The 21707-nt window shown below is 70.0% G+C and carries 16 protein-coding genes and 1 tRNA gene; 12 read left to right on the top strand and 5 right to left on the bottom strand.

What is annotated here, in order from left to right; genetic code table 11:
• Positions 1–139 precede the first annotated feature (139 nt).
• A complete protein-coding gene (gene pyk, locus ACX6XY_RS27085) occupies positions 140–1576 on the top strand; it encodes a pyruvate kinase (RefSeq protein WP_460336183.1) in 1437 nt (478 codons plus the stop codon).
• 11 nt (positions 1577–1587) lie between these two features.
• On the opposite strand, the gene ACX6XY_RS27080 is transcribed toward pyk, so the two are convergent.
• Both ACX6XY_RS27080 and ACX6XY_RS27075 read right to left on the bottom strand, forming a co-directional pair.
• Complete coding sequence (locus ACX6XY_RS27080) at positions 1588–2376, bottom strand: transposase (RefSeq protein ID WP_460336180.1); 789 nt, start codon at positions 2374–2376, stop codon at positions 1588–1590.
• A gap of 80 nt (positions 2377–2456) precedes the next feature.
• Positions 2457–2542 (bottom strand) — tRNA-Leu (locus ACX6XY_RS27075).
• Between the two features lie 94 nt (positions 2543–2636).
• On the opposite strand from ACX6XY_RS27075, the gene ACX6XY_RS27070 reads away from it, so the two are divergent.
• From ACX6XY_RS27070 to ACX6XY_RS27045, 6 genes are all read left to right on the top strand, one after another.
• Entirely contained in the window at positions 2637–3293 is a 657-nt protein-coding gene (locus tag ACX6XY_RS27070; protein WP_460336178.1) for an ANTAR domain-containing response regulator, read from the top strand.
• A 944-nt stretch (positions 3294–4237) separates the two neighbouring features.
• Positions 4238–5488 carry a branched-chain amino acid ABC transporter substrate-binding protein gene (locus ACX6XY_RS27065; RefSeq protein WP_460336176.1) on the top strand — a complete coding sequence of 417 codons (1251 nt, stop codon included), beginning with the start codon at positions 4238–4240 and terminating at the stop codon, positions 5486–5488.
• 164 nt (positions 5489–5652) lie between these two features.
• Entirely contained in the window at positions 5653–6585 is a 933-nt protein-coding gene (locus ACX6XY_RS27060; RefSeq protein ID WP_460336173.1) for a branched-chain amino acid ABC transporter permease, read from the top strand.
• Positions 6586–6605: 20 nt separating this feature from the next.
• Complete coding sequence (locus tag ACX6XY_RS27055; RefSeq protein ID WP_460336170.1) at positions 6606–8390, top strand: branched-chain amino acid ABC transporter permease; 1785 nt, start codon at positions 6606–6608, stop codon at positions 8388–8390.
• Between the two features lie 3 nt (positions 8391–8393).
• Positions 8394–9350, top strand: a complete 957-nt coding sequence (locus ACX6XY_RS27050) for an ABC transporter ATP-binding protein (RefSeq protein ID WP_460336167.1) — start codon at positions 8394–8396, stop codon at positions 9348–9350.
• The gene (locus tag ACX6XY_RS27045) at positions 9347–10063 is read left to right on the top strand and encodes an ABC transporter ATP-binding protein (protein ID WP_460336164.1); all 717 of its coding nucleotides are present in this window, start codon (positions 9347–9349) and stop codon (positions 10061–10063) included. The genes ACX6XY_RS27050 and ACX6XY_RS27045 overlap by 4 nt, the downstream gene beginning before the upstream one ends.
• A 79-nt stretch (positions 10064–10142) precedes the next feature.
• On the opposite strand, the gene ACX6XY_RS27040 is transcribed toward ACX6XY_RS27045, so the two are convergent.
• A complete protein-coding gene (locus ACX6XY_RS27040) occupies positions 10143–10631 on the bottom strand; it encodes a PaaI family thioesterase (RefSeq protein ID WP_460336161.1) in 489 nt (162 codons plus the stop codon).
• Between the two features lie 84 nt (positions 10632–10715).
• On the bottom strand, positions 10716–12998 hold the full coding sequence (locus ACX6XY_RS27035) for an FdhF/YdeP family oxidoreductase (RefSeq protein ID WP_460336158.1): 2283 nt from the start codon (positions 12996–12998) through the stop codon (positions 10716–10718).
• Between the two features lie 131 nt (positions 12999–13129).
• Here ACX6XY_RS27035 and polA point away from each other — a divergent pair, with 131 nt between their 5' ends.
• From polA to ACX6XY_RS27010, 5 genes are all read left to right on the top strand, one after another.
• Positions 13130–15880 carry a DNA polymerase I gene (polA, locus tag ACX6XY_RS27030; protein WP_460336155.1) on the top strand — a complete coding sequence of 917 codons (2751 nt, stop codon included), beginning with the start codon at positions 13130–13132 and terminating at the stop codon, positions 15878–15880.
• Positions 15881–15992: 112 nt separating this feature from the next.
• A complete protein-coding gene (locus ACX6XY_RS27025; protein WP_460336153.1) occupies positions 15993–16421 on the top strand; it encodes a hypothetical protein in 429 nt (142 codons plus the stop codon).
• A gap of 153 nt (positions 16422–16574) precedes the next feature.
• On the top strand, positions 16575–18611 hold the full coding sequence (locus ACX6XY_RS27020) for a lytic transglycosylase domain-containing protein (protein WP_460336150.1): 2037 nt from the start codon (positions 16575–16577) through the stop codon (positions 18609–18611).
• Positions 18612–18775: 164 nt separating this feature from the next.
• Complete coding sequence (locus ACX6XY_RS27015) at positions 18776–18913, top strand: SPW_0924 family protein (RefSeq protein WP_460336147.1); 138 nt, start codon at positions 18776–18778, stop codon at positions 18911–18913.
• Positions 18914–18974: 61 nt separating this feature from the next.
• Complete coding sequence (locus tag ACX6XY_RS27010) at positions 18975–19931, top strand: PorA family protein (RefSeq protein ID WP_460336144.1); 957 nt, start codon at positions 18975–18977, stop codon at positions 19929–19931.
• 441 nt (positions 19932–20372) lie between these two features.
• On the opposite strand, the gene ACX6XY_RS27005 is transcribed toward ACX6XY_RS27010, so the two are convergent.
• Positions 20373–21707, bottom strand: a 1335-nt coding sequence (locus ACX6XY_RS27005; RefSeq protein WP_460336140.1) for an ATP-dependent helicase C-terminal domain-containing protein, incomplete at its 5' end; no start/stop codon positions are given.

Raw genomic sequence — 21707 nt, 5'->3', positions numbered from 1 at the left:
CACCCCGCGCCCACCGGAAATGCTCATCAGAGCACCCGCGCGCACAATTCAACACTTGTCAATAACCTTTCACGCAAAGGTTGTTGAGTCGTCATACCGGCCCTCATCTCTACCCGTCGGTAAGCCCTAGGGTCGAACCATGCGCCGAGCGAAAATCGTTTCCACCCTGGGCCCAGCCACCGACTCATACGACCAGATCAAGGCACTGATCCAAGCCGGAATGGACGTCGCCCGCCTCAACCTCAGCCACGGCACCTACACCGAACACGAGGCCCGCTACCAGCGCGTACGCCAGGCATCCGAGGAAACCGGCCGCAGCGTCGGCGTACTCGCCGACCTACAAGGCCCGAAGATCCGCCTCGGCCGATTCACCGAAGGCCCCGTACTTCTCGAACGCGGCGACACCTTCACCATCACCGTCGAAGACGGCGTCCAGGGCGACCGCCACACCTGCGGCACCACCTACGAAGGCCTCGCCGCCGACGTCGCGCCCGGCGAGCGCGTCCTCGTCGACGACGGCAAGGTCACTCTCGAAGTGACCGCCGTCGACGGCCCCCGCGTCACCACCCTCGTCGTCGAGGGCGGCATGGTCTCCGACCACAAGGGACTCAACCTCCCCGGCGTCGCGGTCTCCGTCCCCGCACTCTCCGAGAAGGACGTCGAGGACCTCCGCTGGGCCCTGCGCACCGGCGCCGACATCATCGCCCTGTCCTTCGTCCGCAGCGGACGCGACATCGTCGACGTCCACCGCGTCATGAAGGAAGAGGGCCGCCGCGTCCCCGTCATCGCCAAGATCGAGAAACCCCAGGCCGTCGCCGACATCGACGACATCGTCGCCGCCTTCGACGGCATCATGGTCGCCCGCGGCGACCTGGGCGTCGAAATGCCGCTCGAAGACGTCCCGGTCGTGCAGAAGCGCGCGATCAAGCTCGCCAAGCGCAACGCCAAGCCGGTCATCGTCGCCACCCAGATGCTCGACTCGATGATCGACAACTCCCGCCCGACCCGCGCCGAGGCCTCCGACGTCGCCAACGCGGTCATCGACGGCACCGACGCGGTGATGCTCTCCGGCGAGACCAGCATCGGCAAATACCCCGTCGAAACGGTCCGCACCATGGCCCGCATCGTCGAATCGGCGGAAGAGGACATCCTCGCCAAGGGCCTGCCGCCCCTCACCGAACGCAACAAGCCCCGCACCCAGGGCGGCGCGGTCGCCCGCGCGGCGGCGGAGATGGGCGACTTCCTGGGCGCGAAGTTCCTGGTCGCCTTCACCCAGTCCGGAGACACGGTCAAGCGCCTGTCCCGCTACCGTTCCCCGATCCCGCTGCTGGCCTTCACTCCCGACCCGGCGACGCGCTCCCAGCTCAATCTCACCTGGGGTGTGGAAACGTTCCTCGGCCCGCACGTCGGCTCGACGGACGCGATGGTCGCCCAGGTGGACGAGGAACTCCTGCGGATCGGCCGCTGCGAGCGGGGCGACACGGTGGTCATTACGGCGGGCTCCCCGCCCGGCGTCCCCGGTTCCACGAATCTGGTCAGGGTCCACCACATCGGCGAGGACGACGTGTCCGGCTAGCGGGGCGCTCTCTAGTACTTGGGCCCGACATAGGCGTCCATCAGCGCGACGGATGCCTTGCGGGCGACGGAGATATTGTACGGATTGCCGTTGCGAGTGCAGTGCGTCCAGGCGATGCCGAGCTTGTCGAGGGTGTCGGTGTAGAGCTGCCGGATGTCGTCCGAGACGTTGGTGAACCAGTACCGGGGATATTCGTAGCGCTTGCGCTTACCGGCGACGATACGGGTGGTCCAGTTGGTGATCCGGCAACCGTCGGAGTGGATGAGCCCTCGGATGAAGTCCCAGGGGTGCGCGTCGACGATGTCCTGCTGCCAGGGCTCGAGGGCGACGGTGCGTTCGTGCTTCCTGCCGGGGCCATGCTGCGGAAAGACGCACCACAGGTGGTTTGAGTACACCTTCACGTTGTGGCAGCCAGTCTTGCGGACTCGGCAGACACGGTTATCGGGGAAGACGGCGTACATGGCCCGCTCGCACTCGTCCATGAGCCCCGGCCAGCTGTCGCAGCAGGTGATCATCAGGCTGGGCACCCGGTGACCGGAGTACTGAACGATGTGCCCGTCTCCGAGGTAGAGGCCGAGGAGATAGGAATACGCTGCCTGGTCGAGTCGTCGCCCGTCACACCTCGGGCACTGCGCGCTGGGTCTCCCTGGAAGCTCTCCGCGGTGAGCGCGGTCCATGTGCTTCCAGTAGCTGATGGTGCCTGCCGGGATGTCCAGCTGGCGTGCCACGTCTGCGTTCTTAGCTCCGTTGCGCAGTAGCGTCAGGGCCTGCTGTCGCACCGCTGTGCCGTGAAAGTGCATGCCGGCACTCTGTGCGACTGAACGTAGCTATGTGCAGCAAAAAGCGGATGTTCACGAGAACGTGAGCATCCGCTTGCGTGTGGTGCCGGGTGCGGGAGTCGAACCCGCACGCCCTTTCGGGCAGATGTGTTTGAGACATCAGCGTCTGCCATTCCGCCAACCCGGCAAGGTTGCTGCTGGGAGTGTACCCGGTGCTCGGTAGGCACATCAGCTAGGTAGGCTCGTGGCAGCAGTAACCTGCCCCGTACCAAGGAGCCCCTGTGACGTCCCCCGAGTCGACCCAGCCCGCAGCCGATGGCGACGACAAGTCGCACGTGCCCCCGCTGACGACCCGTGTCGTCATCGCCGAGGACGAGGCGCTGATCCGCCTCGATCTCAAGGAGATGCTGGAGGAAGAGGGGTACACCGTCGTCGGCGAGGCGGGCGACGGCGAGCAGGCCATCGCGCTGGCCCGCGAGCACCGGCCCGACCTGGTGATCCTGGACGTGAAGATGCCCGTACTGGACGGGATCTCGGCGGCCGAGACGATCACGCAGGAGTCCATCGCCCCGGTGCTGATGCTCACCGCGTTCTCGCAGCGGGATCTGGTGGAGCGCGCGCGGGACGCGGGCGCGATGGCGTATCTGGTGAAGCCGTTCAGCAAGGGCGACGTGGTCCCGGCGATCGAGATGGCCGTGTCGCGGTACACGGAGCTGAAGGCGCTGGAGAAGGAGGTCGCGGACCTCTCGCAGCGGCTGGAGACGCGGAAGCTGGTGGACCGGGCGAAGTCGATCCTGCAGACCCAGTACGGGCTGTCGGAGCCCGCCGCGTTCCGGTGGATCCAGAAGACGTCGATGGACCGTCGGCTGTCGATGCAGCAGGTGGCGGAGGCGGTCATCGAGGACGCCGAGGAGAAGAAGGCGGCCAAGGGCGAGTAGTCCCGCCTGAGTTGACGGGCTCCGGCGCATTGTGGGGGGTGTGCGTCGGGGGCTAGCGTCGGAGGATGGGTGGCATTGGCCCGGTGGAGCCGGGTCTGGGCACAGAGCCCACGGATGCGGTGACGGGCCGGACGCGACGAGGCAGTCGTGTCCGGCCCGTGGTGTGTGAGCGGTGGGTGGGGCTCTCGGTGCGGAGGCGTCGGGCCGTGGGCGCCGGCGGGGTCGCGGCGGTGGCGATCGCGACGGCTGCCGGGGTGTGGGCGGGGCGTTCGGAGCCCGTCCCCGAGCCGGTGGTCCCGTACCCGTTACACCTTGTGTCGGTGGCGTACGGCGGAGTGGTGTCCCCTGTCGCGGACCGGGGCGGCGAGGGCGGCCGGGGCGGTGAATTCGTCTTTAGCGTGATGTTCCGGACGGAGTCGGGGTCTTCTGTGGTGGTGGAGCGGATTCGTCAGCCTTCCGCCGCGTTGTCAGTGGCGTCGGGGGTGCGTACGCCTTTCACGCTCAATGGGGACAGTCCGCGTGAAGTGGTCATTACGATGCGGGTGCGCGATTGCGACATTGCGCCACGGAATGCCAGCCTCCCTTTCCTGAAGGTGACGCTGCGTAATTCGCGGGCTAAGCAGGCGCATAGTTTCATCTTGGGGTCGGACTATGCGAAAGATCTTGCCGCGGCGGTACGGCGGGCGTGTCCGCGTAGGGGTGATGGGTAGCCGGTCATCCTGCTCGTTCTCAATATGTGAACCAATCGGATGCCGGAAATTGTCCATTGTGTCCATGCGGTCATAACAAGAGCGTCACAGCATGGGCTTCACCTCTCCTCCACGTACATCTGTCCCCTTAGAGTCACGGCCAGTCACCGCGCCACCGGAATCCGACCCGACTCGGTCTCCAGCGCGTACTCGGCGCTCCAGGAGGAGCCGTCGTGCCAGGTGAAAGGACTGATCGTGCGTCACCGTTCCTTGCTCATGCTCACCACTGCGGTCACCGCGGGGGCTCTCACGCTGTCGGCCTGCGGGTCCCGCGACGACAGCGGCGACACGGGGGGTGAAGACGGCAAGAAGAAGACGACCGTCGTCATCGGCCTCAGCGCCCCGCTGACCGGCGACCTGTCCAGTCTCGGGCAGGGCATCAAGAACTCCGCGGACCTCGCGGTCAAGACGGCCAACAAGGAGAACGAGGTTGAGGGGGTCACCTTCAAGCTCGAGGCGCTGGACGACGCGGGCCAGGCCGGTACGGGTCAGCAGAACGCCACCAAGCTGGTGGGTGACGAGAGCGTCTACGGCGTGCTCGGCCCGCTCAACTCGCATGTGGGCGAGGCGATGCTGAAGACGCTGGGCACCGCGAACCTGGCCCAGCTGTCGCCCGCGAACACGGCTCCCCAGCTGAGCCAGGGCCCCAACTGGCAGAAGGGTGACAAGAAGCGCCCGTTCGACACGTACTTCCGTACGTCGACCACCGACGCGGTGCAGGGCCCGTTCGCCGCGCAGTACGTGTTCAACACGTTGAAGCTCAAGAAGGCCTTCATCCTCGATGACAAGAAGACCTACGGCGCGGGCCTGGCGAAGACCTTCAAGGACGAGTTCGTCAAGCTCGGCGGCGAGGTCGTGCAGCAGGACAGCGTGAACCCGGAGGACCGGGACTTCTCGTCCGTCGCGACGAAGGTCAAGAACTCGGGCGCGGACTTCGTCTACTTCGGCGGTGAGCACCCGGCCGGGGCTCCGCTGACGGACCAGATCACCAAGGCGGGCGCCAAGATCCCGCTGGTCGGCGGTGACGCGCTGTTCAGCCAGGACTACATCGACCTGTCGAACAAGAACTCCGAGGGCGACATCGCGACGTCGGTCGGCGCCCCGCTGGAGACGCTGGACACGGCCAAGGCGTTCATGAAGGACTACGAGGCCGAGGGATACGACGACCCGTTCGGCCCGTTCGGCGGCTACTCGTACGACGGGACCTGGGCGATCATCCAGGCCGTGAAGGCGGTCGTCGAGAACAACGACGGCAAGCTGCCGGGTGATCTGAAGGACGCGCGCAAGCAGGTCGTGAAGGAGCTCCAGGACGTGTCGTTCGAGGGCATCACGGGCGAGGTCGCGTTCGACGAGTTCGGCGACACGAAGAACAAGCAGCTGTCGGTGTACGAGGTGCAGGACGGCAAGCACGTTCCGGTCGAGACTGGCACGTTCGAGGACAAGTAGTGCGCACCGACGTCGTACGCGGCGCGTATCGCGTGTCGCGTAGGGCGTCGTACGGAGTACTCGCGGGCTGATCGCCCGAACAGCAACGATCCTGCTGCTGCGCGGGGGCGCAAACAGCGCCCCCGCGCAGTCGTATATCTGACCACTCTTCCGGAGGCCCCCCGGTGCAAGATTTGCCGGAGCAGCTTGTCAATGGCCTAGTCCTCGGCGCGATGTACGGACTCATCGCGATCGGGTACACCATGGTCTACGGCATAGTCCAGCTCATTAACTTCGCCCATGGCGAGATATTCATGATCGGCGGCTTTGGCGCGTTGGCCGCTTGGCAGATGTTGCCGGGCGGTACGGCGTTGATGGTCGCGCTGCCGGTCATGATCCTTATGGCCGTGCTGTGCTCGGTCCTTGTCGGTGTCGGCGCCGAGCGTTTCGCTTATCGGCCGTTGCGCGGCGGTCCCAGACTGGCGCCGTTGATCACGGCTATCGGTTTGTCGATCGCGTTGCAGCAGGCCGTCTGGGCGTTTTACCCGGACGCGAAGAAGGATATTTCGTTCCCGCAGTTCGGGGGCGGCCCGGTGGAGCTCGGCGGCAGTGTGACGCTGCAGCGGGGGGAGATCTTCCTGCTGATCGCGGCTCCGCTGTGCATGATCGCGCTGGCGCTGTTCGTGGCGAAGACGCGCACGGGCCGGGCGATGCAGGCGACGAGCCAGGACCCGGACACGGCGAAGCTGATGGGTATCAACACGGATCGCATCATCGTGACGGCGTTCGCGATCGGTGCCGCGTTCGCGGCGATCGCGGCCGTGGCGCACGGTCTGAAGTTCGGTCAGGTCGGGTTCAAGATGGGCTTCATCGCGGGCCTGAAGGCGTTCACGGCGGCGGTGCTCGGCGGGATCGGCAATATCTACGGGGCCATGATCGGTGGTCTGGTGCTGGGCTTCGCCGAGGCGCTGGCCACGGCCTATGTGGAGTTCATTCCTGGCATGTCGCAGCTGGGCGGCGGCGTCTGGAAGGACGTGTGGGCCTTTGTGCTGCTCATCCTGGTGCTGCTGGTGCGGCCGCAGGGTCTCCTCGGCGAGCGCGTTTCGGATCGGGCGTGATCGGTATGACAGTTCAGTCGATGAAGTCGACGTCCGAGCAGACCGCTCCGGGTCTGCTGCCGCTGCCCGCGGCCGCTGCCCGGTGGGCGGCGGTGGCCGCGGCGGTCGCGACGTTCGCGTCCACGTTTCTGGCGTGGACCTGGACGGCGGAGTTTCCGGGCAATCTGACGGTCACGGGGTATCCCGGCGGTCTGCAGGTGCTGACCTTGGTGGGTTCCGTGCTCACCTTGGCGTTCTTGCTGGCGGGCCAGGGGGTGCGGGGTCTGCGGTGGCTGACGCCGGGCGGGCGTTCCAGCGCGGCGCTGATGCTGGCGCTGGGGACGTTCGCGACGACGTGGTTCACGGTGGCGGCGATCGCCTGGCAGCTGGGCGGTCTGGCCAATCTGGAGCCGGGCGGGTTTGTCGCGGCGGTCGCCTCGTTGGCGCTGCTGGCGGCGGTGCTGGGCCTTCCGGCCGATACGCCGTTCGACGAGGAGGATCCGCCTGGTAACGCGTGGGTGCGGTTCCGGCATTCGTTGAGGGCATCGGAGCCGGGTCCGGCGATGGCGCTGCCTTCGTGGGCCGAGGTGTTGCTGGTATGCGCCGCCTGCGGGGTGGGGCTGACGGTCTTCACGTACGGCATCGGTTCAGACGAGGAGTTGTTCGTCGGGTTCCTGATCCTGGCTGGTTTCGGCGCTGCCGGGCTCTATCGCTCGGGGCTGATGCACCGGGTCTCGGCGCTGACGCACAAGCACCGCAATGTGGCGCTGACTGCGGCGTTCTTCTCGGCCGCGCTGTTCCCGTTCACGCAGGACAGTGACGCGTACACGTCGGTGGCGGTCAGTATTCTGATCTTCGCGACGGTCGCAGTGGGGCTGAACGTGGTCGTCGGCCTGGCCGGTCTGCTGGACCTGGGATATGTGGCGTTTCTCGGCGTGGGCGCGTATACGGCCGCTCTGGTGTCGGGCGCGCCGACCGCGGCGTTGGGCGTCCAGTTCCCGTTCTGGGCCGCCGTGCTTACGGGCGCCGTCGTTTCGATGATCTTCGGTGTGGTGATCGGTGCTCCGACCCTGCGGGTGCGAGGTGACTACCTGGCGATCGTGACGCTGGGCTTCGGTGAGATCTTCCGTATCGCCATGCAGAATCTCGACGGCCAGTCAGGTCCGGACGTCACCAACGGCCCGAACGGCATCCCAGGCGTGCCTGACCTGAAGATCCTCGGGTTCGACTTCGGTGTCTCGCACACGGTGCTGGGTTTTGAACTGGGTCGGTTCGCCAACTACTACCTGCTGATGCTGCTTTTCACGGCGGTCATCGTGCTGGTGTTCCGTCGCTCGGACAGCTCTCGTATCGGCCGTGCTTGGGTGGCGATCAGGGAAGACGAGACCGCGGCGGGAGCCATGGGCATCAACGCCTTCCGGCTCAAGCTGCTGGCGTTCGCGCTCGGTGCGACGCTGGCGGGTCTCGCGGGTACGGTGCTGGCGCATGTCGAGTACGGCGTCCACCCGGACGGCTACAAGTTCGTGCACGCGGTGCCGCCGAACTCGGCGTTCCTGCTGGCGGCGGTGATCCTGGGCGGTATGGGCACGCTGAGCGGGCCGCTGGTCGGGGCGGCGCTGCTGTACCTGATCCCCAGAAAGCTGCAGTTCATGGCCGACTACCAGCTGCTGTTGTTCGGCATCGCGCTGGTGCTGCTGATGCGCTTCCGCCCTGAGGGTCTGATCGCGGACCGCAGGAAGCGGCTGGAGTTCCATGAGTCCGCGGCGGGGGAGTCTGATGCGCCTCCGGATGCCGTGGGCGCCGGTACGGGAAAGACGGGGGTGTGAGCCATGACGAAGAGTGACACGGTCACGAAGACCGGGACGGCGGTGCTCGACGCCCGTGGCGTCACGATGCGCTTCGGCGGCCTGACCGCGGTGCGGGGTGTCGATCTCACCGTCAACGAGGGTGAGATCGTGGGGCTGATCGGTCCGAACGGCGCCGGGAAGACCACGTTCTTCAACTGCCTGACGGGGCTGTACATCCCCAGCGAGGGGCAGGTGAGTTATAAGGGCACGGTGTTGCCGCACCGTTCTCACCTGGTGACGCAGGCCGGTGTGGCGCGGACGTTCCAGAACATCCGGTTGTTCGCGAACATGACGGTGCTGGAGAACGTTCTCGTGGGGCGGCACACCCGTACGAAGGAGGGGCTGTGGTCGGCGCTGCTGCGGGGTCCCGGTTTCCGCAGGGCGGAGCGGGCGTCGGAGGAGCGGGCGATGGAGCTGCTGGAGTTCACCGGGCTCGCGGCGAAGCGGGACTCGCTGGCGCGGAACCTTCCCTATGGCGAGCAGCGGAAGCTGGAGATCGCTCGCGCGCTGGCGAGTGATCCGGGGCTGCTGCTGTTGGACGAGCCGACGGCGGGTATGAATCCGCAGGAGACGATGGCCACGCAGGAGCTGGTGTTCGCGGTGCGGGACCAGGGGACCGCGGTGCTGGTGATCGAGCACGACATGCGGTTCATCTTCAATCTGTGCGACCGGGTCGCGGTGCTGGTGCAGGGCGAGAAGCTCGTCGAGGGCTCGCCCGCGGTGGTGCAGGGCGATGAGCGGGTGGTCGCGGCGTATCTGGGCACGCCCTTCGAGGGGGCGCCGGGTGCGGAGGAGGCGGCCGAGGTGGCCTCGGCTGAGGTGGCTTCAGCCGAAGCCGGGACCGAGGCCGAAGCCGGGTCCGGGGCCGAAGCCGGGTCCGGGGCCGAGGGCGCGGACTCCGCGCAGGATGAGGATCGTACGGGAGGGGAGGGCCGATGACCGCGTTGTTGCAGGTCGAGGATCTCAAGGTGGCCTACGGCAAGATCGAGGCCGTCAAGGGCATCTCCTTCAGCGTCGAGGCGGGCCAGATCGTCACGTTGATCGGGACGAACGGCGCGGGCAAGACGACGACGCTCCGCACGCTGTCGGGGCTGTTGAAGCCCGCTGGCGGGAAGATCTTCTTCGCCGGGCAGCCGTTGAACGGGGTGCCCGCGCACAAGATCGTCTCGATGGGTCTCGCGCATTCGCCGGAGGGGCGGCGGATCTTCCCGCGGCTGACGATCGCGGAGAACCTTCAGCTCGGCGCGTTTCTGCGGCGTGACGCGGACGGGATCGAGCGGGACATCCAGCGGGCTTACGACCTGTTCCCGATTCTGGGGGAGCGGCGGAGCCAGGCCGCGGGCACGCTGTCGGGCGGTGAGCAGCAGATGCTGGCCATGGGGCGCGCGCTGATGTCCCAGCCGAAGCTGCTGATGCTGGACGAGCCGTCCATGGGTCTGTCGCCGATCATGATGCAGCGGATCGTGGAGACCATCGCGGAGCTGAAGGCGCAGGGCACCACGATCCTGCTGGTGGAGCAGAACGCCCAGGCCGCGTTGTCGCTGGCGGACCAGGCGCATGTGATGGAGATCGGGAAGATCGTGCTGTCGGGTTCGGGCCAGGATCTGTTGCACGACGAGTCCGTGCGCAAGGCGTACCTCGGCGAGGACTGACACGCCCTGGCACCGCGCCGAGAGGCCCGTACTCCCTGGGAGTGCGGGCCTCTCGGTGTGTGCGGGGGCGCGGCGGCGGTCAGTTCGCCGGGTGGAAGCGGGCCTCGTCGCTGGGGTTGATGTCGCGCAGCAGGCAGGTGAGGCGGGCGGTGCAGACGCGCTTGTCGTTCTCGTCGGTGATGACGATCTCGTAGGTGGCGGTGGTGCGGCCGCGGTGTACGGGGGTGGCGACGCCGGTGACGAGGCCGGAGCGGACGCCGCGGTGGTGGGTGCAGTTCAGGTCGACGCCGACGGCGATCTTCTTGCTGCCGCCGTGCAGCATGGAGCCGATGGAGCCGAGGGTCTCGGCCAGCACGGCGGAGGCGCCGCCGTGCAGCAGGCCGTACGGCTGGGTGTTGCCCTCGACGGGCATGGTGCCGACGACGCGGTCCGCGGCGGCCTCGAGGATCTGTACGCCCATACGGTTGCCGAGGTGGCCCGCGGAGAAGAGCGCGGGGAGGTCGACGCCGAGTGCGGCGTATTCGTCGATGACCTCTTGTGGGAACTTCACGTGGTGCTGCTCGCCCATGGGGCACGGCTCCGATCGTCGTCGTTCGTTGTCGTGTGCACCGTTCCTATCAGGTGGTTGAGCGGGCGCTTAGACCGGGCTGGGTTAGACCGGGCTGGGTTGTTCCAGCCGCACGACGATGGACTTGCTGGCCGGTGTGTTGCTGGTGTCGGCGGTCGCGTCCAGGGGGACCAGGACGTTCGTCTCGGGGTAGTAGGCGGCGGCGCAGCCGCGGGCGGTGGGGTAGTGCACGACGCGGAAGCCGGGGGCGCGCCGCTCGACGCCGTCGGTCCATTCGCTGACGAGGTCGGTGTAGCTGCCGTCGGCGAGGCCGAGCCGCTGGGCGTCGGACGGGTTGACGAGGACGACGCGGCGGCCGTTCCTGATGCCGCGGTAGCGGTCGTCGAGGCCGTAGATCGTGGTGTTGTACTGGTCGTGGGAGCGCAGGGTCTGGAGGAGCAGACGGCCTTCGGGGAGCGCCGGGTAGGTGACGGGGGCGGCGGTGAAGTTGGCCTTGCCGGTGGCGGTGGGGAAGCGGCGCTCGTCGCGGGGGGCGTGCGGGAGGGTGAAGCCGCCGGGCCGCGCGGCGCGCGCGTTGAAGTCCTCGAAGCCGGGGATGACGCGGGCGATGCGGTCGCGGACGGCGGCGTAGTCCTTCTCGAACTCCTCCCACGGGGTGTGGCTGGTGTCGCCGAGTACGCGGCGGGCGAGGCGGCAGACGATCGCGGGTTCGGAGAGCAGCTGGCCGCTGGCGGGTTCCAGGCGGCCGCGCGAGGCGTGCACCATGCCCATGGAGTCCTCGACGGTGACGAACTGCTCGCCGCTGGCCTGGAGGTCCTTCTCGGTGCGTCCGAGGGTGGGCAGGATCAGGGCGCGGGCGCCGGTCACGGTGTGCGAGCGGTTCAGTTTGGTGGAGACGTGCACGGTGAGGCGGGCGCGGCGCATCGCGTCCTCGGTGACGTCGGTGTCGGGGGAGGCGGCGACGAAGTTGCCGCCCATGGCGAAGAAGACCTTGGCGTCGCCGTCGCGCAGCGCGCGGATGGAGCGGACGACGTCGAGGCCGTGGTGGCGCGGCGGGGCGAACCCGAACTCCTTCTCCAGGGCGTCGAGGAAGGCGGGGGCGGGGCGCTCGAAGATGCCCATGGTGCGGTCGCCCTGGACGTTGGAGTGTCCGCGCACGGGGCATACTCCGGCGCCGGGGCGGCCGATGTCGCCGCGCAGCAGCAGGAAGTTGACGACCTCGCGGATGGTGGGGACGGCGTGTTTGTGCTGGGTGAGGCCCATGGCCCAGCACACGACGGTGCGCTGGGACGCGAGGACCATGCGCAGGGCTTCCTCGACGGCGGGGCGGTCCAGGCCGGTGGCGGCGAGGGTGTCGTCCCAGTCGGCGGCCAGGGCGGCTTGCTTGAAGGCGTCGAAGCCGTGGGTGTGCTCGGCGACGAACTCCTCGTCGACGGCGCCGCCGGTCTCCAGGATGAGTTTGTTCAGGAGGCGGAACAGGGCCTGGTCGCCGCCGATGCGGATCTGCAGGAAGAGGTCGGTGAGCGGGGTGCCGGGTCCGGCGAGGCCTTTGGGGGTCTGCGGGTTCTTGAACCGTTCCAGGCCCGCCTCGGGCAGCGGATTCACGGTGATGATCTTCGCGCCCGCGGCCTTGGCCCGCTCCAGGGCGGACAGCATGCGCGGGTGGTTGGTGCCGGGGTTCTGTCCGGCGACGATGATCAGGTCTGCCCGGTGGAGGTCGTCGAGCAGGACGCTGCCCTTGCCGACGCCGATGGTCTCGGTGAGCGCGGAGCCGGAGGACTCGTGGCACATGTTGGAACAGTCGGGCAGGTTGTTCGTGCCGAACTCGCGGGCGAAGAGCTGGTAGAGGAACGCGGCCTCGTTGCTGGTGCGGCCCGAGGTGTAGAACAGCGCCTGGTCGGGGGAGTCGAGTGCGGCCAGTTCGTCGGCGATGATGTCGAAGGCGCGCTCCCAGGACACCGGCTCGTAGCGGTCGGCGTTCTCGGCGAGGTACATGGGGCGGGTGAGGCGGCCCTGCTGTCCGAGCCAGTAGCCGCTGCGCCCGGCGAGGTCGGAGACCGGGTGGGTGGCGAAGAAGTCGTCGGTGACGCGGCGCAGGGTGGCTTCTTCGGCGACGGCCTTCGCGCCGTTCTCGCAGAATTCCGCGCGGTGGCGGTGTTCGGGTTCGGGCCAGGCGCAGCCCGGACAGTCGAAGCCGTCCTTCTGGTTGACCTTGAGCAGGGTGAGGGCCGTGCGGCGTACGCCCATCTGCTGCTGGGCCGCGCGCAGGGTGTGGCCGATGGCGGGCAGCCCGGCGGCCGCGTGTTGCGGCGCTGTGACCTGGGGCGCGTCCTGGACGGGGTCGCCTGAGGGGGGCTTGCCTGCCATGATCGGTCTCCTTTGACCAGTTGCGACCAGTGCTGACGTTGACGTGTCCGATCCTCCCACGCGGCGGTGACAGGGGCCGGTCGCGACCGTGCCGGGGCTCGTTGTCAGTGGGGCGTGGGAGGATCGGACGCGTGGCAGAAACAGCATCGAAGAAGACTGAGAACGCGACCTCGGCGACCTCCGGGCAGCGCCCGCGCCTGATGCTCATGGACGGGCACTCGCTGGCCTACCGGGCGTTCTTCGCGCTGCCCGCGGAGAATTTCACCACCGTGTCGGGCCAGCCGACGAACGCCGTGTACGGCTTCGCGTCGATGCTGGCGAACACCCTGCGCGACGAGGAGCCGACGCACTTCGCGGTGGCCTTCGACGTGTCCCGCAGCACGTGGCGCTCGCAGGAGTTCGCGGACTACAAGGCGAATCGCTCGAAGACCCCGGACGAGTTCAAGGGGCAGGTGGAGCTGATCGGCGAGCTCCTCGACACGATGGGCGTCGAGCGGTTCGCGGTGGACGGCTTCGAGGCGGACGACGTCATCGCCACGCTCGCCACGCAGGCCGAGGCGGCGGGCTTCGACGTCCTGGTCGTCACCGGCGACCGTGACTCGTTCCAGCTGGTCAGCGACCAGGTGACCGTGCTGTACCCGACCAAGGGCGTGTCGGAGCTGACGCGCTTCACCCCGGAGAAGGTCCAGGAGAAGTACGGCCTGTCCCCGGCGCAGTACCCGGACTTCGCGGCCCTGCGAGGCGATCCGTCCGACAATCTGCCGGGCATTCCGGGCGTCGGCGAGAAGACGGCCGCGAAGTGGATCAACCAGTTCGGGTCCTTCGCCGAGCTGGTGGAGCGCGCCGACGAGGTCAAGGGCAAGGCCGGGCAGAACTTCCGCGACCACCTGGAAGCGGTCAGGCTGAACCGTCGGCTGACCGAGATGGTCAAGGACGTGGAGCTGCCCAAGAGCGTCACGGACCTGGAGCGCGCCGCGTACGACCGCAAGGCGCTCGCCGTGTTCCTGGACACCCTGGAGATCCGTAACCCCTCGCTGCGGGAGCGGCTGCTCGCCGTCGATCCGGGCGCCCAGGAGTCGGCCGACGCGGAGCCGCCGACGGCGGGCGTGGAGCTGGCGGGCACGGTCCTCAGCGCGGGCGAGCTGGCGCCGTGGCTCGCCGAGCACGGTGCGGCGCGGCTGGGCATGGCCGCGGTCGACTCGTGGAAGCTGGGCGCGGGCTCGGTCACCGAGGTGGCGCTCGCGGCGGCCGGGGGAGCGGACACCGGGGGAGCGGCCGCCTGGTTCGACCCGACGCGGCTCGACGAGGCCGATGAGAACGCCTTCGCGGCCTGGCTCGCCGACGCGGACCGGCCCAAGGTGCTACACAACGCCAAGAACGCCATGCGGGTGTTCGCCGAGCACGGCTGGACCATCGACGGCATCGTGATGGACAGCGCGCTGGCCGCGTATCTGGTCAAGCCGGGCCGCCGCTCCTTCGCGCTGGACGCGCTGTCCCTGGAGTACCTGGGCCGGGAGCTGGACACCGCCGCCGCGGCCGACGGACAGCTCGCCTTCGGCGCCGACGACGCGGCCGAGGCCGACGCCCTGATGGCCCAGGCCCGGACGATCCTCGACCTGGGCGCCGCGTTCGACGAGCGGCTCGACGAGGTCGGCGCGGCCGACCTGCTGCGCGATATCGAACTGCCGACGTCGAAGCTGCTGGCCCGGATGGAGCGGCACGGCATCGCCGCCGACCGCTCTCATCTGGAGTCCATGGAGCAGATGTTCGCGGGCGCGGTCCAGCAGGCCGTGAAGGAGGCGCACGCCGCGGCCGGTCACGAGTTCAACCTGGGCTCGCCCAAGCAGCTGCAGGAAGTCCTCTTCGGCGAGCTGGGCCTGCCCAAGACCAAGAAGACCAAGACCGGCTTCACCACGGACGCGGACGCGCTGGCCTGGCTGGCCACCCAGACCGACAACGAGCTGCCGGTCATCATGCTGCGCCACCGCGAACAGGCCAAGCTCCGGGTGACCGTCGAGGGCCTGATCAAGACGATCGCCGCGGACGGCCGGGTGCACACCAGTTTCAGCCAGATCGTGGCCGCGACCGGCCGCCTGTCCTCCACCGACCCCAATCTGCAGAACGTCCCGGTGCGCACCGACGAGGGCCGGGCCATCCGCCGCGGCTTCGTCGTCGGCGAGGGCTACGAGTCGCTGATGACCGCCGACTACAGCCAGATCGAACTACGGGTGATGGCGCACCTGTCCGAGGACGAGGGCCTCCTGGAGGCGTTCACCTCCGGCGAGGACCTGCACACCACCGTCGCCTCGCAGGTGTTCGGCGTCGAGCGGTCCGCCGTCGACGCCGAGATGCGCCGCAAGATCAAGGCCATGTCGTACGGCCTGGCCTACGGCCTGTCCGCGTTCGGCCTGTCCCAGCAGCTGAACATCGAGGCGGCCGAGGCCCGCGCCCTGATGGACACCTACTTCGAGCGGTTCGGCGGAGTGCGGGACTATCTGCGCCGGGTCGTGGACGAGGCGCGCGCCACTGGATACACCGAGACGATGCTGGGCCGCCGCCGCTATCTGCCGGACCTCAACAGCGACAACCGCCAGCGGCGCGAGGCGGCCGAGCGGATGGCGCTCAACGCGCCGATCCAGGGCACGGCGGCCGACATCGTCAAGGTCGCCATGCTGAACGTCGACCGGGCGCTGCGCGAGGCGCGGCTGACCTCGCGGGTGCTGCTCCAGGTGCACGACGAGATCGTGCTGGAGATCGCGCCGGGCGAGCGGGCGGCGGCCGAGGAGCTCGTACGCCGCGAGATGGCGGGCGCGGTACGGCTGCGGGCGCCGCTGGACGTGTCGGTCGGGGTCGGCGCGGACTGGGAGTCGGCGGCCCACTGACCGGGCCCTTCTCCGGGAGACGGGCCCCGCGGCCGGCCGCCGCGGGGCGGGGGACACCCGGTTGGACGCTGTGCTGGTGCTGCGGCGGGTGCGGCGGTGCAGCGTGGCAGGCATGGCTCACCGCATACGTCGCTACTGGCGGCCCGCCGTCGCCGCGGCGGTCGCCTCGACCCTGATCGCCCCGATATCCGCGGCGGGCCCGCGGCCGGGGCGCCTGCGGTCGCCGCGCCGCGCCGCGACCTGCCGGTCCGCCCGTGACCCCGATCTGGCCGCCCGGATGTCCCGTGACATCCGGGCGGCTCTGTCGTTTCGCGCCGGGGCCCCGAAGACCCCGCACGACGACCGGGACGACCTGTGGTGCGCGCCCCATGACGCCGACCGCATCGGCCGGGCGAGCGTCGCCAGGGTGCTGATCGTGGAGACCGTGCTGCGGCACGCCGAGGAGCTGCGCCGCAAGATCATCCGGTTCCGGACGCGTGACATTCGTCCCATGCTGCCGTGCGCCGGTCCGGCCACGCCGCTGGAGCCGCACGGCCGTTGAGACCCGTAGTGTGCCGCTCTGGTAACACCATGCTCGCCGAATGGTGCAAAACAGACATGAACCGCTGTCTGCGCGGCGGAAGTTGTCGTAGGGTCACCTGCGTCAGGCGCACTGGGGAGTGCGCTGTCTTCGCTACGGGAGGGGAACAGGCGTATGGCAGCGGTATTCGGCCGTCGACTCCGCAAGGGAACGGCGACGGCCGCGGTGGCCGCGGCCGCGATCGCGGCGCTGTCCGGCTCGCAGGCGCCTGGCCTGACCGACGCCTCGCAGAGCCGTGTGCGCACCGGATCCGCCGAACCGACCGACCCCCCGGCCGGTGACTCCGCGACCGGCGACTCCCCGTACTACACCGAACTGCCGCCCCTGCAAACGCCCGTGCCCCCGGACCCGGACGGCGGCGAGACCCAGCCGCCGATCGGGACCGGCGAGGCGGAAGCGGGCATACCCGCCACCGTCCTGGACGCGTACAAGAAGGCCGAAGCGGCCCAGCGCGCCCGGCGGCCCGGCTGCAACATCTCCTGGCAGCTGCTCGCCGCCATCGGCAAGGTCGAGTCCGGCCAGGCCCGCGGCGGCCGCGTCGACGCGAACGGCACCACGCTGTCGCCGATACTCGGCCCCGTACTCGACGGCAACGGCTTCGCCAACATCACCGACACCGACGGCGGCGCGTACGACGGTGACACCAGGTACGACCGCGCGGTCGGGCCCATGCAGTTCATCCCGTCCACCTGGGCGACCTGGGGGCGGGACGGCAGCGGCGACGGCCGGAAGGACCCCAACAACATCTATGACGCCGCGCTCGCCGCGGCCGCCTACCTGTGCGCGAACGGCCGCGACCTGTCCGTCCAGGGCGACCTGCGCCAGGCGATCCTGAGCTACAACCGCTCGGAGGAGTACCTCGCCACGGTCCTGTCCTGGCTCGAGTACTACCGCAAGGGCACCCACGAGGTGCCGGACGGCACCGGCGTACCGCCGCGCGACCGCAGCGACGCCAAGGGCAACGGCGGCGGAGACAAGGGCGGCAGCGGCGACAAGCGCGGCGGCGACGCCAAGGGCGACGGCGGCGACAAGCGCGGCAGCGGCAAGAGCAAGGGCGGAGACAAGAGCGGCGGCGGCGACAAGAACAAGGGCAAGGGCGACGGCAAGCCGTCGCCTTCCCCCACCCCTTCGCCCTCCTCTCCCTCGCCGAAGCCGGGCAAGACCAACAAGCCGGGCACGTCGCCCAGCCCGAGCCCCTCGCCGTCGAAGCCCGAGACCTCCGAGCCGACCGACCCCGGCTTCACCGACGAGTCTCCGAAGCCGAAGCCGATCTGGCCGCCCAAGCCGTCCCCTGAGCCGACGCCCGAGCCGGAGCCGACTCCGAAGCCCGAGCCGACGCCTGAACCGACACCCGAACCCGAGCCGGAGCCGACCCCGGAGCCGACACCTGAGCCGGAGCCGACCCCGGACCCCGAGCCGACCCCGGACCCGGAGCCGACCCCGGACCCGGACCCGGACCCGACCGCGCCCGCCGACCAGGTCGACCGCCTCGTGGACGCCGACACCGGGCCGCTCACCGCCACCGAGGGCGCCGAGTTCACCGAGCGGCCCAGCGTGCAGGCCCGTGACGCCGACGGCGAGGGCGTGGCCGGGGTCGAGGTGACGTTCGAGATCGTCGGTGACACGGACAGCACGTTCGCCGACGGCGCGACCAGCGTGACGGTCGTCACCGACGCCCGCGGCCTGGCCGCCGCCCCGGTCCTGACGGCGGGAACGCGGACCGGCGAGTTCACGGTCCGCGCCACCGTCGACGGCCGCACGCTCGACGCCGTGGACTACATCGCGACCGTCACCGCCCGCCCGGCCGACACCCTCGCCAGGACCGGCGAGGAGGAGCTGACCTGCGCGCCGGGCGGCGAGTTCGCCGACGCGGTCGAGGTACGGGCGACGCTGGACGGCGAGGCCGCGGCGGGCGTCACGGTCACCGCCACCATGATCAAGTCACTGGAGGAGCCGGACGAGAACGACGGCGGCCCCTACTTCAAGGACGCCGACGACGACCCGGTCCGCACACTGCGGGACGTGAAGACCGACGAGAACGGTGTGCTCACCCTGCCCCGGATGTACGCGGACGACGCCGAAGGGACCTACCTGCTGCGCCTCGACGCGCCCGGCGGCGTCACCCTGACCATCGAGCTCACGGTCGCCTGACCACCCCCGGCGTCCCGCGCGCCGGACCGACACCGACACCTACATCGACACCGCCCCCGCCGCCCGTCCTGAGCGGCGGGGGCGGTGCGACGTGTTCTCATCTCACCCCCGCGTTGCTACGGTGCCCCCGCCCTGACGCCGCGAAAGCCACTCGGGAGGCCGATATGCGCGCGCTCATCGCCGCCGCAGTGGGGCTCGCGGCCGCACTCGGCCTGGTCTTCGCCCTCACGGCCGTCGGCGCGCCCGCGGGCGAGACCTCTCCCAAACCGATGCTCACCACCGTGCCGCCCGAGAGCCCCTGACGGGCGTACGCCGGATCCCCGCCTGCCCGCCCCGCACCCACTCACCGAAGGGGGCGCCGCGATGCGCCGCAAGGCCAGCCTCATCCTTCTCGCCTTCGCCGTCTTCTTCGCCGCGCTCTCCCCGCTGCTGCGGTTCTACGCCTTCCCCCGGCTGGCGAAGATCCCGCCGGGCCAGTACCAGGAGATGGTGCTCGAGGCGAAACCGGCCACCCTCATCGACTACGGCACGATGCGGCCCAAAAAGGTCGACAAACTCTCCATCGTGCAGACCCTCAAGGGCAACGTCGAGGAGGCCGAGCGGATCGGGGAGCGCACCGGCCGCGATGTCGTCGTCTGGGACGCCCTCGCCTACGCCGAGGGCCCGGACGGCGAGATGGTCTCCAAGATCCCCGAGCGCTACATCTTCGACGCGCACACCCAGCAACCCGTACACGACAAGACCGAGATGGCGGACGGGCACGAGGTCAAACGCGAGGGCATCGAGTTCAAGTGGCCCTTCCTGACCGAGAAGCGCGACTACGCCTACTTCGACATGCGGGTCCGTGATTCGGCGCCGATCCACTATCGGGGCACCCGGAACTTCCGCGGCCTGGAGGTCTATTACTTCGAGCAGACCATCCCCTGGACCCAGGTCGACTACCCGTCCGTCATGCCGGTCAAGGGCATCACCGCGGAGTCACTGGCCGAGACCGGCACCGAACTCTGGTACACCACGGTCCGTAAGTTCTGGGTCGAGCCGGTCACCGGCGCGCCCGTGTACGGCGAGGAGATCCACCGGGAGGAGATGCGCGGCGGGGCCCTGCTCGGCGACCGCGACAAGGTCACCGCGTTCGCGGGGCATGTCAAGATGCGCGAGGACTACATCAGGTCGACGGTCGACCTGGTCAAGTCCCAGCGGCAGCTGGTGCTCCTGATGACCAGCTACCTGCCGTGGGGCTTCCTCGGCCTCGGAGCCGCGCTGCTCACGCTCGCGCTGACCCTGGAGGCGCGCGCCCGCCGCCCAAGCACTCCGGGGTAGGCCCCCAGACCCCCACCCGATCCCCGCGCAGCCCCATCGCCGTCCGCTCGAACGCCGGGTGCGCCGGGCTGCCCCGGACCGGGGCGAGGCCGCAGCCACGCCGCACGGCGAACTCCACCGCGCCGAGCCCCCGCAGGGGCTGGGCGGTCCATCAGCGACACCGCCGCAGGGCCGGGCCGCCCCTGCGTCGACTGCGCCCGCGCCGTATGGCGGGCACCCCCGACCCGCCCACGCGCCGGGCCGTCTGAGGGTCGGGGTGCTGCCAGGGGAGCCGAGTGGTCGGAGGGACGAGCCGTCCGGGGCGGGCAGGGCCCATGGGCCAGGCTGCCGGGGGGCCGGGCCGCCGCTCCGAGCCCAGGCCAGGCGCCCGCAGGCGCAGGTGGAGCCAGGCCGCCCGCGTGCGTGGGGCCCCGTGCGCCAGGCCGTGGGGGACGTCCGGGGTCAGCGGGTGGGGCGTGGGCGGTTGGGGCGGTGGGTCGGGGGCGCTGTCGTCGGGTCTTCGGGCCAGGGGTGCTTGGGGTACCGGCCGCGCAGCTCGGCTCGTACGCCGCGGTACCCGTCGCGCCAGAAGGACGCCAGATCGGCGGTGACGGCCGCCGGACGCCCGGCGGGCGACAGCAGATGAACGAGCACCGGCACCCCGTCCGCGATCCGCGGCGTCTCGGTGAGCCCGAACATCTCCTGCACCTCCACCGCGAGTACGGGCCGCTCGGGATTCCCGTAGTCGACCCGGATCCGCGAGCCGCTCGGCACCTCGATCCGCTCGGGCGCGAGCTCGTCCAGCCTGGCCGCGTCCCCGCTGGCCCACGGCAGCAGACGGCGCAGCGCCTGACCGGCCTCGATCCGGGCCAGGTCGGCCCGCTTGCGCGCCTGGGACAGCTCCGGCTCCAGCCAGGCGTCCACGCGCGCGTGAAGCGCGTCGTCCGCCACATCCGGCCAGGGCTCCCCGAACCGCTCACGCAGAAACGCCAGCCGCTGCCGCAGGGTCTCCGCGTCCCTGGTCCACCGCAGCAGCCTGCCCGGACCCTCCTGCCGCAGCCCCTCCAGCAGCGCCGCCCGGACGAGCGCGGGCTCGGGCCGCGACAGGGGCCGCACCGCCAGCTCGACGGCGCCCAGCCGCTCCACCCGCCTGGCCACCACGTCACCGCCCGACCAGGCGACCTCGTCGCCCTCCGTGTACAGCGCGGCGGCGGTACCCCGTACGGTGTCCTCGTCCACGGCCGCCCCCAGCCGCACCCGCGCGTGCGCGGACCCCACGGGCCGGTCGGCGACCGCGACGGCCAGCCACGTCGCGCCGTGCAGCCCCGAGCCGGCGCCCACCTCCGCGGCGGTCCCGGAGGCCATCAGGAAGGCTCCGCCGCCCCGCGCCCGCGCGACCCGCTCCGGGAACGCCAGCGCGACCACCGCCCCGGCCGCGTACGCCTCACTCGCCTCACCCGCCTCGCTCCCCGCACCCTCCGCGCCCTCGGCGGAGCGGTCGGCGAGGGCCACGGCCAGCCGACGGGACTCCGCCTGCCAGCGCGCCGCGTACGCGTCGCCGCCGCGGCGTGCGGCGCGCCAGGCGGCTACCAGGTCGTCCCCGTACTCGCGCGGCGGCTCCTCGCTCAGCAGGGCGACCAGCTCGGCCGCGCGCCGGACGCCGACACGTGGCGCGCCGTCCAGCAGGGCGCGCGCCAGCCGCGGATGCAGGCCGATACGGGACATCCGTACGCCCCGCTCGGCGGCCTGGCCGGTGGCCGGGTCGACGGCGCCGACGGCCCGCAGGGTCTCGCGCGC

The sequence above is a fragment of the Streptomyces sp. O3 genome, assembly GCF_054788135.1.
Note: the sequence above shows the minus strand (reverse complement) of the source record. Positions and strands in the feature narration are given on the sequence as shown.